Origin of the sequence: Nocardia sp. NPDC052254, from assembly GCF_040679495.1 — a bacterium.
Lineage (GTDB): Bacteria > Actinomycetota > Actinomycetes > Mycobacteriales > Mycobacteriaceae > Nocardia.
In genome coordinates this window covers 796,902-811,995 of the sequence record NZ_JBFAUW010000002.1, presented here as the reverse complement: position 1 = coordinate 811,995, position 15,094 = coordinate 796,902, and the positions used below count along the sequence as shown (strand labels likewise).

14 protein-coding genes are annotated in these 15,094 nt (G+C 67.4%); 5 read left to right on the top strand and 9 right to left on the bottom strand.

Going from position 1 to position 15,094, the window contains the following annotated elements:
- Window position 1 precedes the first annotated feature (1 nt).
- Entirely contained in the window at window positions 2-316 is a 315-nt protein-coding gene (locus AB0L57_RS08610) for a DUF4190 domain-containing protein (RefSeq protein ID WP_364959016.1), read from the bottom strand.
- Between the two features lie 137 nt (window positions 317-453).
- On the opposite strand from AB0L57_RS08610, the gene AB0L57_RS08605 reads away from it, so the two are divergent.
- From AB0L57_RS08605 to AB0L57_RS08595, 3 genes are all read left to right on the top strand, one after another.
- Window positions 454-1,860 (top strand): sensor domain-containing protein, encoded by a 1,407-nt coding sequence (locus AB0L57_RS08605; protein WP_364959014.1) that lies wholly within the window; start codon window positions 454-456, stop codon window positions 1,858-1,860.
- On the top strand, window positions 1,857-2,519 hold the full coding sequence (locus AB0L57_RS08600; RefSeq protein WP_364959012.1) for a response regulator transcription factor: 663 nt from the start codon (window positions 1,857-1,859) through the stop codon (window positions 2,517-2,519). Before AB0L57_RS08605 ends, AB0L57_RS08600 begins: the two co-directional genes overlap by 4 nt.
- 99 nt (window positions 2,520-2,618) lie before the next feature.
- Window positions 2,619-3,065, top strand: coding sequence for a hypothetical protein (locus AB0L57_RS08595; protein ID WP_364959010.1), 447 nt, complete (start codon window positions 2,619-2,621; stop codon window positions 3,063-3,065).
- 28 nt (window positions 3,066-3,093) lie between these two features.
- Here the strand turns inward: AB0L57_RS08595 and AB0L57_RS08590 are convergent, their stop codons facing one another.
- The 7 genes from AB0L57_RS08590 to clpB all read right to left on the bottom strand — a co-directional run bounded on the left by AB0L57_RS08590 (window position 3,094) and on the right by clpB (window position 11,400).
- A complete protein-coding gene (locus AB0L57_RS08590) occupies window positions 3,094-3,780 on the bottom strand; it encodes a lysoplasmalogenase (protein WP_364959009.1) in 687 nt (228 codons plus the stop codon).
- A 24-nt stretch (window positions 3,781-3,804) separates the two neighbouring features.
- Window positions 3,805-4,863 (bottom strand): beta-ketoacyl-ACP synthase III, encoded by a 1,059-nt coding sequence (locus tag AB0L57_RS08585; RefSeq protein ID WP_364959007.1) that lies wholly within the window; start codon window positions 4,861-4,863, stop codon window positions 3,805-3,807.
- Between the two features lie 67 nt (window positions 4,864-4,930).
- On the bottom strand, window positions 4,931-5,476 hold the full coding sequence (gene pyrE / locus AB0L57_RS08580; protein WP_364959005.1) for an orotate phosphoribosyltransferase: 546 nt from the start codon (window positions 5,474-5,476) through the stop codon (window positions 4,931-4,933).
- A gap of 6 nt (window positions 5,477-5,482) precedes the next feature.
- Window positions 5,483-6,289, bottom strand: a complete 807-nt coding sequence (locus AB0L57_RS08575; protein ID WP_364959003.1) for an SDR family NAD(P)-dependent oxidoreductase — start codon at window positions 6,287-6,289, stop codon at window positions 5,483-5,485.
- 67 nt (window positions 6,290-6,356) lie between these two features.
- A complete protein-coding gene (locus AB0L57_RS08570) occupies window positions 6,357-7,748 on the bottom strand; it encodes a hypothetical protein (protein ID WP_364959001.1) in 1,392 nt (463 codons plus the stop codon).
- An 81-nt stretch (window positions 7,749-7,829) separates the two neighbouring features.
- Window positions 7,830-8,729 (bottom strand): DUF5666 domain-containing protein, encoded by a 900-nt coding sequence (locus AB0L57_RS08565; protein WP_364958999.1) that lies wholly within the window; start codon window positions 8,727-8,729, stop codon window positions 7,830-7,832.
- A 106-nt stretch (window positions 8,730-8,835) separates the two neighbouring features.
- Window positions 8,836-11,400, bottom strand: a complete 2,565-nt coding sequence (gene clpB / locus AB0L57_RS08560) for an ATP-dependent chaperone ClpB (protein ID WP_364958997.1) — start codon at window positions 11,398-11,400, stop codon at window positions 8,836-8,838.
- A gap of 374 nt (window positions 11,401-11,774) precedes the next feature.
- On the opposite strand from clpB, the gene AB0L57_RS08555 reads away from it, so the two are divergent.
- A complete protein-coding gene (locus AB0L57_RS08555; protein ID WP_364958995.1) occupies window positions 11,775-12,932 on the top strand; it encodes an FAD-binding oxidoreductase in 1,158 nt (385 codons plus the stop codon).
- A 136-nt stretch (window positions 12,933-13,068) separates the two neighbouring features.
- Window positions 13,069-13,854, top strand: coding sequence for an FAD-binding oxidoreductase (locus tag AB0L57_RS08550; protein WP_364958993.1), 786 nt, complete (start codon window positions 13,069-13,071; stop codon window positions 13,852-13,854).
- Between the two features lie 354 nt (window positions 13,855-14,208).
- On the opposite strand, the gene AB0L57_RS08545 is transcribed toward AB0L57_RS08550, so the two are convergent.
- Window positions 14,209-14,988: an MspA family porin gene (locus AB0L57_RS08545; RefSeq protein WP_364958992.1), complete on the bottom strand. Its 780-nt coding sequence runs from the start codon at window positions 14,986-14,988 to the stop codon at window positions 14,209-14,211.
- Between the last annotated feature and the right edge of the window lie 106 nt (window positions 14,989-15,094).

Sequence of the window (15,094 nt, the reverse complement as noted above, 5' to 3'; positions counted from 1 at the left end):
CTCACGAGGCCGACGCGCCGATCGCGAAGACGACCAGTGCGACGATCCACACCAGCGTCATGATCAGGCCCACCGCGGTCAGCACCGTGGACACGATGCCGAAGATGTACCCCACCTGCACATTCGAGCGGCCACCGATGGTCCCGTAGGACGCGTCGATCTCGCGCAGCGTCCGCCGGCCCATGACCCACGCGAACGGGCCCAGCACCCCGCAGAACAGACTGAGAATTCCCAGAATCAGAATCGTGTTGGCCTGCGGATGGTCCGGCGCCGGATACGGCGCGTAGCCGTACGACGGCGGAGGCGGGTAATTCACGCGGGTCATCGTAGCGGCGTGCGGCCCCACCGGGCACGCTCACGGTAGCGTCGAGGGTGAGGGTGGTGCTGTCCACACCGTCGATTCGCCGGTCTGCTCCCTCGCCGCGCGGATGCGGTCCGACCAGCATGGAATCCATGACCGAGACCTTCGCCGAACCGACGCTCGTACTCGACCGTCCCGACGCCCGGCCGCCGACGGTGCGTAGCGTGCTGCGCGCCGTCCTGCGCGCACCGTTCGAGGCCCGGACCTGGAAAGAACTCACCTACCTGATCGTCGCCGCGGTCCTCGGCGGGATCGTGTTCACCTATCTGTTCGCCGGCTACGGGGCCGGCCTGTTCACCTCGCTCACCCTCATCGGCATCCCGCTGCTGGCCGGTGTGCTCCTGGGCGGGCGGATCTGGGGACGGATCTACCGCGCGGTGGGCGGGGTGCTGCTGAGCACCGATCTGCCCGAACCACCACCATTCCGGCCGCAACCCGGATTCTTCGCCTGGCTACGCGGCGCCTTCACCGACCGGAGTTCGTGGCGCGCGCTGGCCTTTCTGATCGTGGAGAGTGTGCTCGGGATCTTCCTGGGGTACTGGGTGCTGATCGTCGTCGCGATGACGGTCTTCACCGCCATCTCCCCGATCCCCTGGCTGCTGTTCCATCCCACCAATGTGGATGCGCAAGGGCGCGAACATCATTCGCTGGCCCAGTTCGGCGACTACTTCATCGATACCTGGCCCCGGGTGCTCGGCATGGCGGCCGTGGGGATCATCGGCTGCTTCGTCCTGCCGTGGATCGTGCGGGGGGTGTGCTGGATTCACCGCGCCCTGATGCTGGCCCTGCTGACCCCGACCGCCGCCGATCGCCGGATGGTCGAACTACAGGAGGGTCGGCGCGTCGCGGTCGAGGATTCGGCGGCCACACTGCGGCAGCTGGAACGTGATCTGCACGACGGCACCCAGGCAAGGCTGGTGAGTATCGCGATGTCACTGGGCCGCGCGGAGGAACGCCTCGCCGCCGGAGACGATCCGGCCACCCTCATCGCCGATGCCCGCGCGGGCGCCAAGGACGCCCTCGCCGAACTGCGGGAGCTCGTGCGCGGTATCCATCCACCGGCACTGGAACTGGGGCTCGAACCGGCCCTGGAAACTCTCACCGCGCGCTGCTCGATTCCGGTGGAGTTGCGGGTGCACCTGCCGCAACGGCCCAGTCCGGCGATCGAGGCGATCGCCTACTTCTCCGTGGCCGAGCTGCTCACGAATGTGGTCAAGCACTCCGGGGCGAACGCGGCGTGGGTATCGGTGGCCCCGTCCGGTTCGTCGACCATGATGGTGAGCGTGCGCGACAACGGCCACGGTGGTGTACGGCAACCGGGCGAGACCATCGAATCCCGGCCGGCGCGGCCCGACGCCCCGGCCGAACGCCTGGTGGGCGGAGGACTGTCGGGCCTGGCCGCCCGTGCGCGCGGCGTCGACGGCGAACTGACCGTCGACAGCCCGATCGGCGGTCCGACCGTCGTCACCGTCACGCTGCCGACCGCGGGACCGCGATGACCGCCGCGAACGGCGCCCTGCGCATCGTGATCGCCGAGGACAGCGCCATCCTGCGGGACGGACTCGCCGGACTGCTGACCGAACGCGGGCACGAGATCGTGGCGATGGTCGGCGATGCGACCGGGCTGAGCGAGATCGTGGCGCGGACCCGGCCGGACGTCGCGGTGGTGGATGTGCGGATGCCGCCCTCGTTCACCGACGAAGGTCTGCTGGCGGCCATCGCGTTGCGTCGTTCACACCCCGACACCGGTGTGCTGGTGTTCTCTCAATGGGTCGAAACCCGCTATGCCACCGAACTTCTCGCGGGCGGTGCGGGCGGGGTCGGCTATCTACTCAAGGATCGGGTCGCCGATGTGCGCGAATTCGTCGATGCCCTGCACCGCGTCGCGACCGGCGGCACCGCGCTCGATCCGGAGGTGGTGAGCCAGTTGATCGGCGCTGCACGCCAACAGGATTCGCTGGCCCGTCTGACTCCGCGCGAACGCGAGGTCCTGGAACTGATCGCCCAGGGCCTGACCAATGCCGCCATCGCCGCCAGCCTCACCGTCACCGAGCGGGCGGTGGAGAAACACATCGGCAACATCTTCCTGAAACTGGATCTGCCGCCCTCGGACACCCACCATCGCCGGGTCATGGCGGTGCTGCGGCTGCGGGGTTGACGCCGCGGCGAAATCGCGCCCTGTCCGTTGCGCGCGATCCTGGATGTTCGGTCCCCGGGCCGCCTATCCTGGAGATATCCGCGGGTGGTGGAGGCGGTCATGAACCACGCACGCATACTTCGGGTCGTACTCGGGGTCACGGTCGGATACGTGATCGTGCTCGCGGTGTGGCTGGGGTGGGTTCAGCGGCACACGCCACCGGGGACCGAGCCATACCAGGTCATGGCGCTGGTGGGGGCCTTCGGATCCTGTGTGGGGATCGGCATGATGGTCGCGCAGCGGCCCTCGCGCTCGGATCGCCGGTTGCTGCGGCACGGTCTGGAAGGCTGGGCGACGATCGAGGGGGTGCATCCACTGCACCACACCGATCATCACACCGAGATGACCGAACTGGATCTCGAACTGACCGTGCCGGGGTCGGAAACCTACCGGGGCACGGTGGTTTTCGATGTGGCACCGATCGACCAGCCGAGAATGCATGTGGGCGAGACCATTTCGATCCGGGTGGATCCCGTGGACCGCGATCGCATCATGCTCTGCCTCTGACACCGGTGGTGAGCACCGGAAAGACGTGTCAGTCGAAGCGGGTGGGCGCGGTCAGCAGGTACTGCGCACCGGCATAGGTCGCGAGTACGACCGCCTCGCTGCTCCGGCGCGATCGAGTGGTCCGCGCGAACAGCCGGCGGAGCACGATCAGACCGTCGGACAGGGTGAACAACAATGCGCCCAGCGCGAGCCGGCTACGCGGGTCTCGATTCGGAATCACCGTTCCCGCAACAGTTTTCGCACCGGGTGCCAGCGCCGGATCGGAGGCGAGTGTGGCCGCGGTACCCAGGGTCGCGCCGTAGACGGTGAGAGGTGCGGCGAGCTGTGGCGCCCGGGTGCACAACAGCGCACCGGCACCGAGCCATGCCGCGACACGTGGCGCCGCGATATCCGGACGCGGACGCGCACCCCGCCGCCACCACAGCACCGAATAGCCGGTCTGCATCACCGCGAACGCCGAGGCACCGGCGATCAGGCGGCGGTCGTCGTCGGGATCGATCAGCAGCACATCGCCGACGGTGGCCGCGGCCAGCGAACCCAGCAGCACCCGCCGCTCGGTCCGCGACAACCCGTCGCCACTGTGGATCGCATCCGCGGCCAGCAGCGGCATCATCAGGGGTTTCGCCACCCACTGCCAACGGTCACGGCCGGTGGCAGCACCGGCGACGGTCACCGCCGCGGCTGCGACGAAGGCCGCCCGGAACGGACGTGGCATGCGCTGTCCTCCTCGCCGATGCGATCAGAAGCTGGGCTCGTCCGGCTTGGGCGGAAGGGTCACGACCTGCCCGGCATAGCTCAGCCCCGCGCCGAAACCGAGGAGCAGAGCCAGCTGCCCGCCCTTGGCCTTGCCGGACACCAGCATTTCCTCCATGGCCAGCGGAATCGAAGCGGCCGATGTGTTCCCGGTGTTCTCGATGTCGTTGGCCATCGGGATGTCGTCGGCCAGGCCGAGGTTCTTCTTCATCAACTCGTTGATGCGCGAATTGGCCTGGTGCGGCACGAAGACCTCGATGTCCTCCTTGGCGACCCCGGACACCTCGAGCGCGGTCGACAGTGCTCGCGGCAAAGTGACAGCGGCCCAACGGAACACCCGCGGACCCTCCATCCGCAGCGACATCCGGCCGATGGGCTCGGTCGCCGGATCGGCGCCCTGCAGGGCCTGGGCCTTGTCCATGTACGCGTAGAAATCGACGTCCTGGGCGATGGCCTCGGCGCTCTCGCCGTCGCTGCCCCACACCGTCGGGGAGATGCCGTTGAGGTCGCTGGGGCCGACCACGACCGCGCCGGCGCCGTCACCGAAGATCATCGCCGTGCCGCGATCGGTGGGATCGAGTCCGACGGTCATCGTCTCCGCACCGATCACCAGCACGTATTCCGCGGAGCCGGACCGGATCAGATCGGCTGCCACGCCGAGGGCATAGCCGAAGCCACCGCATCCGGAGGTCAGGTCGAAGGCCGGAATACCGTTCATGCCCAGATCGAAGGCGATCGAGGGAGCGCCGTGCGGTGTCAGTTTGAGCCAGCTGGAGGTCGCCAGGATCAGGGTGTTGATCTTGGAACGGTCGATACCGCTGTTGGCGATCGCGCGTTCACCCGCGGCCGCCGACATGGTGCGCAGGGTTTCGTCCTCGCTGATCCAACGCCGATTGCGGATGCCGGTGCGTTCGAAGATCCATTCCGGAGTGGAATCGAGGACCTCGCAGACCTCCGCGTTACTGACGACACGTTTCGGCCGGTATGCGCCGATGCCGAGCATCGCAACGTTCTTGCGACCCTCATTGATTGCAATGCTCACCACTGGAGACTCACTCGACCCTTCACACTCGGACACCGAACCAGCGTCCAGGCTAACCCAGGCCCAAAAGTCAGCCCAGAGCCAGATCCTTCAGCCCGAGGATCGAACGGTATTCCAGCCCTTCGGCGGCAATGACCTGGTCGGCGCCGGTCTCGCGGTCCACGACGGTGGCCACGCCGACCACGGTGGCACCGGCATCGCGCAGGGCTCGGACAGCAGTGAGCGGGGAATTACCGGTGGTGGTGGTGTCCTCGACGACGAGCACGCGCTTACCGGAAATCTCCGGCCCCTCGATCTGCCGCTGCATACCGTGGGTCTTGGCGGCCTTGCGGACGACGAACGCGTCCAGCGGCCGGCCCGGTGCGTGCAACATGGCCAGCGCCACCGGATCGGCGCCCATGGTGAGACCACCGACGGCGTCGAATTCCCAGTCCGACACCAACTCTCGCAACAATGAACCGATCAGCGGCGCCGCCTGATGATGCAGGGTCGCCCGGCGCAGGTCGACGTAGTAGTCGGCCTCGTTACCGGACGACAGCGTCACCCGGCCGTGCACGACCGCCAGTTCCCGGACCAGGTCTGCCAATCTGTCCCGGTCGGTGGTGGTTTCGATCATGTGGGTCTACGTCCTTCCGCGTGCGTTGAATATGCCTCGGTTGAGGCGGGTCACCACGCTGCGCGGAATCAGTCCGGCGGCTGCGGTGAGCGCCTTGTACTGCATTCCGGGCACACTGATCACCCGGTCCTTCTCCAAATCCTGCAGCGAACCGGACACCACTTGATCGACGTCGAGCCACATGGGTTTCGGCAGCGAATCCATCTCGATTCCGGCGCGCTCGTGAAATTCGGTGTGCACGAACCCCGGGCACAGCGCCTGCACCCGGACTCCGGTCCCGGCCAGGCCACCTGCCAGACCCTCGGTCAAGGATATGACGTAGGCCTTGGCCGCCGAATAGGTCGAGCCTCGGCCCGGTACCAGCCCGGCCACGCTGGCCACGTTCACCACCGAACCCTTGGCTGCGGCGATCATCGGCGGTAACGCGGCACGGGTCAATTGGAGCACCGCCGTCACGAGGACGTCGAGTTGGGCCTGCAAAGCCGCCTGTTCCACCGTCCAGAATTCGCCGGTGAGGCCGAAACCCGCATTGTTGACCAGGAATTCGACGCCCTCGTCCAAGCGGGCCGCGACCCGGTCGCGCCCTTCGGCCTGCGCGAGGTCGGCCGCCAGAATCTCGCTGGCGGTGCCGAACCGGCGCCGCATCTCGTCGGCCAGTGCGGTGAGGCGCTGTTCGTCGCGGGCGACCAGCACCAGGTCGTAGCCGAGGGAGGCCAGGCGGGTGGCGTATCCCTCGCCGAGACCCGAGGTCGGGCCGGTGACCAGGGCCACCGGGCGGGTGGCGCCGGGGAGCTTCGCGGAACTGTCGGTCATGGGGTGACCACCTGATGTCGGGGCGGATGATGTCGGCGCCCGGACACCGGCTCGTGCACCGGACCGGTCACCGCGGTGCGGGGCCCTGATACGGGCGGAACCCCGGATGGAACGGACCACCCGGACGTTTCGTTTGTTCGTCCTCGGCCTGCGACTCCTCGAGATCCGCTGCGACCGAACCGGATTCCTCGTCCTCGGGATCCTCGGTGTATTCCGGGGCCGGCGGCCAGTTGCGGCGGACCCGATTACGCGGATCGGGCACCACCGCCAGCGCGGGGCGGCGCGGCGCGGCCTGTTCGGATTCACCCGCGGGCGGTGCGGCGATCACACCGGACGCGCGATCGGCCGGGTCGTGCACCGCGCGCTCACCGAGATCACGACCGTCGGCTCGTCCCTGATCGACCGGCGAGCCGGGCGAGCTGTCGCCCGCGTCGTCGATCCGGCCGCGGCCGGGCTCGGGAATCGGCGCCTGGCGGGTGTCGCCGCGGGGGCCGTCGTCGAGCCGGGGGTAGTCAGGATGCCCGGGGCCGAAGGCCTCGTGCCCCGCGCCGCGGTCTTCACGCTCGGGGCGGAACTCCGCACGTTCCGGACGGAAGTCGGCACGCTCGGGACCGCGGTCCGCACGCTCGGGACCGCGGTCGTCGCGCTCCTGGCGATGATCGTCGTCGAAGCGGCCGGGCCCACGCTGGTCGAACTCGTCGTCCTCGTAGCGGTCGGCGGGGCGCTCGTCGTAGTCGTCGAAGCGCCGGTCGGCGGCGGGGACGACCGGCTCGTCGTAGCGATCGTCGAAATCCGGGCGCGGGCGGCCGGGATCGTGCAGATCGGCCTCCATGCGCCGATCACCACCGGCCACCGGCGGCAGGACGTGCAGCAGACCCGAGAGCCGCAGCACGGAATCGATCGCGGCTTCCCAGTCCTTGGACACGGTGCCGACCGGCAACATGCCCAGCGTCCAGTTGCCCTCACTCCACAGTTGCTGCACCGAGTCCGGCAGCGTTTCGATGAAGTGGACCATGCGCTGATCCACGGCATGGCGGGCGACATCCGGATTGGTCGCGAACACCACCCGGTCACCGATTGCGCCGAGCAGTTCCAGATCGGCGTCCTTGGGCGGGGCAGCGGTCTTCAGACGCAGGTCGATATCGATGTCCGAACCGATCTGCCGACGCACGGCGACCAGCGTCGCGGCGTCCTCGAGATCGAACAGTACGAACTTCTCGCCCTTACGATTCCCGGAAACCACATCGATCGCGGACAGATACCCCAGTTTGGCCATCGCGCCCCGCCGCCATGTCGACGCCAGCGAGGGTTCGACCGAAACGTAGGTGTATCCCTGGGATTTGGCCCAGACCTGCCGTACGTGTCCGGTCCGCTGCCGCTGCACGCGATCGAAATACAGCAGTACGATCGCACCCACGAGTGCGATCGCCGCGAGGCCGAACCAGATTGCTGCCGTCATCGCTCCCGAGTCTAGTTGGTGGGCAGACAAATGCTCGCCCCGCAGCGGCTGTGTTCATCTGTCGCCGCTTCGCGGAGGCGGCTAACGCGGCAGTTGGGTGCTGATGATGATCTTCGCGGTGATCGAACCGTCCTGGGCCTTGTCACCCTGAACCACGACCATGTCGCCCTGGTGCAGATCCGCCACCGCGCCCGCGCCCGACGAGATGACCTGGGTATCGGCGTCGGTGTGCACGGTCACGGTGGAGCCGAGCAGGGACTGGAGCACGATGGTCGAGCCGTCGTTGCTGCTCACCGTGCCCATGGTCGCCCCGAGGCCGTCGATACCGCCCAGGCCGGGCAGTGCGGGGAGAGTGGGCTGGGCACCGGAGGGGTTGGGAGGTACAGCCGGCATCCGAGTGGGAACCGAGCCGCCCGTGGCCGCCTCGGTGGACGAGGAATTGTCGTTACCGGCCAGGAACAGACCGGCTGCGATACCGCCGAGCACCACCAGGACGAAGACCGCGGCGGTCAGCAGTAACCACATTCCGGTCCGGCGGCGAGGCTGCTCGACCGGCAGACCGGTGGGGCCGGTCGGTGGCTGCGGACCGGTCCCGGGGGGACCGTAGGTCGGGTATCCGCCGGACGGGCCGTACTCGGACTCGTAGGCACCCCACCGACTGTCGTAGGGCGGAAGTTCACGGGTGCCGTTGGGGCCCGGCGGTTGTTCGAAGAACTGGCCCTGATAGTCGGGATGGGCGGGAAATTCTCTGGTCCCGGCCGCGGGGTCGGAGCCGCGCTCGTAAGAAGCGGTGTGCTCGTACGGGCCGGGGTGACCGTACGGTGTGGTGCTCTCGTACGGGTCCCGGCGTCCGTAGGCCTCCGAGTATTCCGTCGTGTGCGTCGGCGTTTCGCCCGGATCCCGGCCCGATGCGCCGAGCTTCTCGGTCGGCGTATCGGGTGAATCCGGTCGCTGCGCCCACGGGTCGCTCGGATTCGTCATGCCACCAGGGTAGGGGCAGATGCGCGATGTGTGAGCGGGGATCGATTACTCACACATCACTCACACATCGGTCACACACCACTCACACATCGCGCGTCTCACCCGATCATCGGCCGACGATCAACCCGTCGCCGTCGGGAGCGACATTGACCTTCACGAGATCACCGTCGGTGACCTCACCGGCCAGCAACTCCTTGGCCAGCGAATCGCCGATGGCCTGCTGGATCAGCCGGCGCAGCGGCCGCGCACCGTAGACCGGGTCGTATCCGCGCACCGCCAGCCAGAACCGGGCCGAATCGCTGACGTCCAGCTTCAGCCGTCGCTGCGACAGCCGCTTCTGCAGCTGCGCCAACTGGATGTCGACGATGTCCTCGAGCTGTTCCTCGTCGAGCGCGGAGAACATCACCACATCGTCGAGGCGGTTGAGGAATTCCGGTTTGAACGCCACCCGCACGGCATTCATCACCATTTCCTTGTCGCCGCCGGCACCCAGATTCGAGGTGAGGATGAGAATGGTGTTGCGGAAGTCCACCGTGCGGCCCTGACCGTCGGTGAGCCGTCCCTCGTCCAACACCTGCAGCAGGATGTCGAACACATCGGGGTGCGCCTTCTCGATCTCGTCGAACAGCACCACCGTGTACGGGCGTCGCCGCACCGCTTCGGTGAGCTGACCGCCCTGGTCGTAGCCGACGTATCCGGGCGGGGCGCCGACCAGGCGAGCCACCGCGTGCTTCTCGGAGTACTCGCTCATATCGATGCGGATCATGGCGCGTTCGTCGTCGAACAGGAAGTCCGCGAGGGCCTTCGCCAGCTCCGTCTTACCGACACCGGTCGGCCCGACGAACATGAACGAACCGGTGGGCCGGTTCGGGTCGGCGACACCGGCGCGGGCGCGGCGCACCGCATCCGACACCGCGGTGACGGCCTCGGACTGCCCGACCACCCGATGGCGGAGTTCGTCCTCCATCCGCAGCAGCTTCTGGGTCTCCCCCTCGAGCATGCGGCCCACCGGAATGCCGGTCCACGACGAGACCACCTCGGCGATATCGTCCGGGCCGACCTCCTCCTTGAGCATGACCTCGTCCTCGACGCCGCCGCCCGTCTTGCCGGCGTTCTTCTCGGCCTCGGCCAGCTGCTTCTCCAGTTGCGGGATGCGGCCGTAGCGCAGTTCGGCGGCCTTGCCCAGATCACCGTCGCGTTCGGCACGCTCGGATTCGCCGCGCAGCGACTCCAGTTCCTCCTTGACGACCCGGACCGAGTCGATGGCCTGCTTCTCGTTCTGCCAGCGGGCCATCAACTGGTTGAGCTTCTCGCGATCGTCGGCCAGCTCCTGGCGCAACTTCTCCAGCCGCTGTTTGGACGCCTCGTCGGTCTCCTTCGCGAGCGCGACCTCCTCGATCTCGAGGCGGCGCACCGCGCGCTCCACCTCGTCGATCTCGACCGGCCGCGAATCGATCTCCATGCGCAGCCGGGAGGCCGATTCGTCGACCAGGTCGATGGCCTTGTCCGGCAGGAAGCGCGAGGTGATGTAGCGATCGCTCAGCGTGGCCGCCGAGACGAGTGCGGAGTCGGTGATCCGCACACCGTGGTGGACCTCGTAGCGCTCCTTGAGTCCGCGCAGGATGCCGATGGTGTCCTCGACCGACGGCTCACCGACCAGCACCTGCTGGAACCGGCGCTCCAGGGCGGCGTCCTTCTCGATGTGCCGGCGGTACTCGTCGAGCGTGGTGGCACCGACCAGGCGCAGTTCACCGCGCGCCAGCATCGGCTTGATCATGTTGCCCGCGTCCATCGCCGATTCCCCGGTCGCGCCGGCGCCGACGATGGTGTGCATCTCGTCGATGAAGGTGATGATCTGCCCGGCACTGGATTTGATCTCCTCCAGTACCGCCTTGAGCCGTTCCTCGAATTCACCGCGGTACTTGGCGCCGGCCACCATGGCGCCCAGGTCCAGGGACACCAGCTTCTTGCCGCGCAACGATTCGGGAACATCGCCGGCGATGATGCGCTGGGCCAGCCCCTCGACGATGGCGGTCTTGCCGACACCGGGCTCACCGATGAGAACCGGGTTGTTCTTGGTGCGGCGGCTGAGCACCTGCACCACACGCCGGATCTCGGTGTCGCGGCCGATGACCGGATCGAGTTTGCCCTCGCGCGCGGCGGCGGTGAGGTCGGTGGAGTACTTCTCCAGCGCCTGATAGCTGCCCTCGGGATCGGCCGAGGTGACACGGGTGTTGCCGCGCACGGTGGTGAACGCCTCGCGCAGGGCGTCGGCGGTGGCGCCGTACTTCAGCAGCAGCTGGGAGATGTCGGAATCCCCCTCGGCCAGGCCGACCACGACATGCTCGGTGGAGACGTACTCGTCACCGAGTTCGGTCGCCAGCCGTTGTGCCGCGGTGATCGCGGCCAGGGCCTCGCGGCCCAGCTGCGGTTGCGTGGTCGCACCGGTTGCCCGCGGCAGCCGGTCGACGATGTCCTGCGCCTCGCGTCGCACCGTCGCCGGGTCGACCGCGACCGCCTTCAGCAGCGGAGCCGCGATGCCGTCGGTCTGATCCAGCAGCGCCACCAGCACGTGCGCCGGGCGAATCTCCGGATTCCCGGCGGCCGAGGCCGCCTGCAATGCGGCCGTCAGCGCGGCCTGTGTCTTGGTGGTGGGGTTGAACGAGTCCACATTCACCTTCCTACGTGTCGTCTCGCGTTGTCATCGGTCAGGCCCGAGCGCCGCCGCCCGGACTCTTCTGCTGATTTCAACGCGGTAGGAGTTGAGTCTGTTCCGCTCAAGTTTGACATATTTCGGGATTCTGCGCCGAAATGTGCCCAACGCTACGCGCCGCCCGTGGAACCACGGTTCACGTCTGCACGTTTCACAGCAGACGGTGCTGGGTAAAGTGTTGCCGCATAACCATGCGACCACGACTTTTTCGGGGATACTTGTCTTCGGAGATCGACGGCGGCTCGCGGTGGAGCAGCACCCGGCACCGCCCGTCGGACATACCCCCGGCGGCACCGTTGTCGGATCACATCGAGGAAAGGGAGCTCGACGTCGTGGATGCGCGTTCGGCAGCGCTGGTCCGCGCAAACTTCCGGTCGATCACCGAGGCCCCCACCGGGCCCGAGCGATTGATCAGCGCGTTTTACAGTCATCTCTTCGCGGAGGCCCCCGGGCTGCGCGATCTGTTCCCACCCACGATGGACATGCAGCCGAAGCGGGTGGTCTCGGCCATCCAGTTCGTGCTCGACCATCTGGAGAATTGGGACCGGGCCCAGCGATTCCTGGAGCAGCTGGCCCTCGACCACCGCAAATACGGGGTCGAGACCGATCATTACGATGCCGCCGGCCGCGCACTTCTCGCCGCCTTCCACAGCTACAACGGGCCGCTGTGGACACGCGAACTGGAGTCGGGCTGGCGCGATATCGCCATCCTGGTCTCGGCATCGATGGCCATCGGCGCCAATTCCGATACCTCGCAACCCTATTGGGAGGCGAAGGTGGTCGGCCACCGCCGGGTGCTCGACGATCTGTCGATCGTGCGCCTGCAGTCCGAGGAACCGATTCCCTATCAGGCCGGCCAGTACGTGCCGGTGTGCGTTCCGCAGCGGCCGAAGATGTGGCGGTACCTGTCCCCGGCCATTCCGACGAATCCCTACGGGGAGATCGAATTCCACATCCGCGCGGTGCGCGGCGGCTGGGTCAGTCCCGGCATCGTGGCCGAGACCCAGGCCGGTGACACCTGGCAGATCGCCGCACCGCTCGGCGGTCTGCACGTCGACACCGAATCCGGCCGCGATGTGCTGATGATCGGCGCCGGGACCGGGATCGCGCCCCTGCGCGCCCAGCTGATCGACATGGGCCGGCGCGGCGTCAATCCGCGGGTGCACTTCTTCATCGGCGGCCGCTATCCGTGCGATCTCTACGATGTCGAGAACATGTGGCAGCTGTCGCTGAGCAATCCCTGGCTGACGGTGGTGCCGGTCTGCGAGAGCGAATCCAATCCGTATTGGCATCCGCATCCACCGGCCGATCCGCCGTACGGCATGCACCGCCGGCTGATCGGCAATCTGGGCGCGCTGGTGGCGAGTTTCGGATCGTGGTCGGATCGGCAGATCCAGATCGCGGGCTCGGCCCGGATGATCGCCGACACCAAGCGGGCGCTGCTCGCGGTCGGCACGCCCGAGCATGTGATCATGACCGACCCCGTATAACGGGTGCGAGATGCGGCAACCGGTAGGCAAACCACATCGGCACGGCGTACCTTGGTGAGGTGCGCCGGGTGCGGAACCCACGCCGGTGCAAGGGGTTTCGGGCCGAGCGCCCGATGTGCGAATCAGAGGAGGCATGGTGACGTTGGGACCGGACCAGACCGGGGAGATCCGGCTCGATGCGCCCACCGAGTGGTCGTCGACGGTGGTCGGCCATCACCGGCTGCGCCACGACCTCGCGGTGGTCCGCCTGATCGGTGAGTTCGTCCCGTTCGAGGCCGGGCAATCGGTGGATGTACAGATTCCGCAGCATCCGAACATGCGCCGCCGACTCTCGCCCGCACTGCCGCCCTCACTGGACGGCAAACTCGAATTCCATGTCCGGACCGTGCCCGGCGGCTGGTGCAGCGGATCGATCGTCGGCGACACCCGGCCCGGGGACGAGTGGCGGATCAGCAATCCCGCCGGTTTCCTGACCGTGGACGAGCACACCACCGACCTCGTGATGATCGCCGGCGGAACGGGTCTGGCGCCGATGCGCTCGCTGCTGCTGGAGCTGTCGCGCCGGCCGCAACCACCGCGCACCCATCTCTTCGTCGGCGGACGCACCCCGCGCGATCTCTACGCCTCCGACATGCTGTACCTGCTCGCCGGTGAAATGCCCTGGCTCACCGTGATTCCCGTCGTGGAGAGCGCATTCGATCCGAACTGGCCCGACCAGTGGTACGAGAGCTGCCGCGTCGACATCGGTTTCCAGGCCGAGGAGATGATGGAGGGCACCCTGGCCGATGTGATCGGGGACATGGGGCCGCTGTTGCATCACCAGGTACTGATCTGCGGTTCACCGGGGATGACCCAGGCGACGCTGGACCGGCTGGTGAACACCGGAACCCCGGCGGAGGCAATCCGTTTCGACGGCTTCTGAGAGCCGTGGCCGCCGACATCGCATGTCGTCCGGCCACAGCTTCCTCGACTACGACACGATCGGCCGATGACGCGGCGCGGGCGGCTCGAGCGGGGGTGGAGTCAGGGCTCCGGCCCGGTCCCGCGGGGCGGAACCGCCCGACTGACGCGATGGTGGCGCGAGCATCTGCAGCGGCATGGGCGATGAATTGTTACCACCTCCGGCAGAAGGCGCCGGGCAGTTCGATCGGTCGGATGGTTGTGTGCCGGAGCAATTTCCGGGGGGTTGCGCCGGATCGGCCGCCGCTGTGGCGACCGGGAGTGCGGGGAGGCTCAGCGCGAGCGCCAGGACGGAGAAAATCGTTGTCCGCATATCTCACAACCAGATCGGGTCGCCGTACACGGTCATCGAGTGATCGGCATCGGCGGTCGAGGTCGACACCGACGCGTAGGAGCGCAGACTCACCGGCCCCAAGCACGCATCGACCTTGATCTGTACCTGCTCGACGGTGATCGAGGCATGTTCGCCATTGAGCTGTTTGGTCGCCAGCGGCACGGTGGTGATCACACCCGGTTTGGGCGTGAACGACACATTCGGAATCGCCAGCGCGCTCGCCCCGACGCTGACCCCACCCACGGAAATACCGACGTTCGGTCCGATCGCAGCGGACAGGCCGACGGATACACCGTTCGACACATCAACTTGGCACCCGATCTGATAACCCACTGCCATGGTGGCGGCATCGACCGGGATCCGCCCCTGACCGGTGATGTCGGCAACTGCCTTGACCCGGACGAAGCCCTCTCTGGTGAACGGCGATTCGGCCAAATTGGGAACGCGATCGATATTTTCCTCGACTTTGCCGATTCGTACCTGCCAGCCATCTTCGGTGACGACGTCGCGTACGGAATCCGCGACCGGATCGGCCATCGCAACTGCTGGTGGGCCGAGGACGAGCATCGCGGCCGTCAGGCACGTCGATGCGAAGGTGAAGCGCTTCATCACATACTTTCTCGCTGGCTGAAATGTTCTGCTCTGTCGACGGGAACCGGGCACAGGGTGTGACATGGAGAGAGATACATCACATGCGGCTGGCGCACCGCCACTGCGGTACTGCGCTGCGGTGCGGTGCAACGATATCGGGACCACGACCACCCGCAGATTCCCGACCACGGCGGTAGATGACCGACGCCGCGGATCGCGGCGACCCGCTCGCACAGCGGCACGACGACCGGACCCCGACGCCGGCTTGCCGAGCCCC

What these genes read in the sequence shown, in the direction of transcription:
- pyrE (WP_364959005.1), bottom strand. Translation starts at nt 5,476, where the DNA reads ATGATCGAAACCACCACCGACCGGGACAGATTGGCAGACCTGGTCCGG.
- AB0L57_RS08565 (WP_364958999.1), bottom strand. Translation starts at nt 8,729, where the DNA reads ATGACGAATCCGAGCGACCCGTGGGCGCAGCGACCGGATTCACCCGAT.
- AB0L57_RS08600 (WP_364959012.1), top strand. Translation starts at nt 1,857, where the DNA reads ATGACCGCCGCGAACGGCGCCCTGCGCATCGTGATCGCCGAGGACAGC.
- AB0L57_RS08570 (WP_364959001.1), bottom strand. Translation starts at nt 7,748, where the DNA reads ATGACGGCAGCAATCTGGTTCGGCCTCGCGGCGATCGCACTCGTGGGT.
- AB0L57_RS08590 (WP_364959009.1), bottom strand. Translation starts at nt 3,780, where the DNA reads ATGCCACGTCCGTTCCGGGCGGCCTTCGTCGCAGCCGCGGCGGTGACC.
- AB0L57_RS08575 (WP_364959003.1), bottom strand. Translation starts at nt 6,289, where the DNA reads ATGACCGACAGTTCCGCGAAGCTCCCCGGCGCCACCCGCCCGGTGGCC.
- AB0L57_RS08605 (WP_364959014.1), top strand. Translation starts at nt 454, where the DNA reads ATGACCGAGACCTTCGCCGAACCGACGCTCGTACTCGACCGTCCCGAC.
- AB0L57_RS08595 (WP_364959010.1), top strand. Translation starts at nt 2,619, where the DNA reads ATGAACCACGCACGCATACTTCGGGTCGTACTCGGGGTCACGGTCGGA.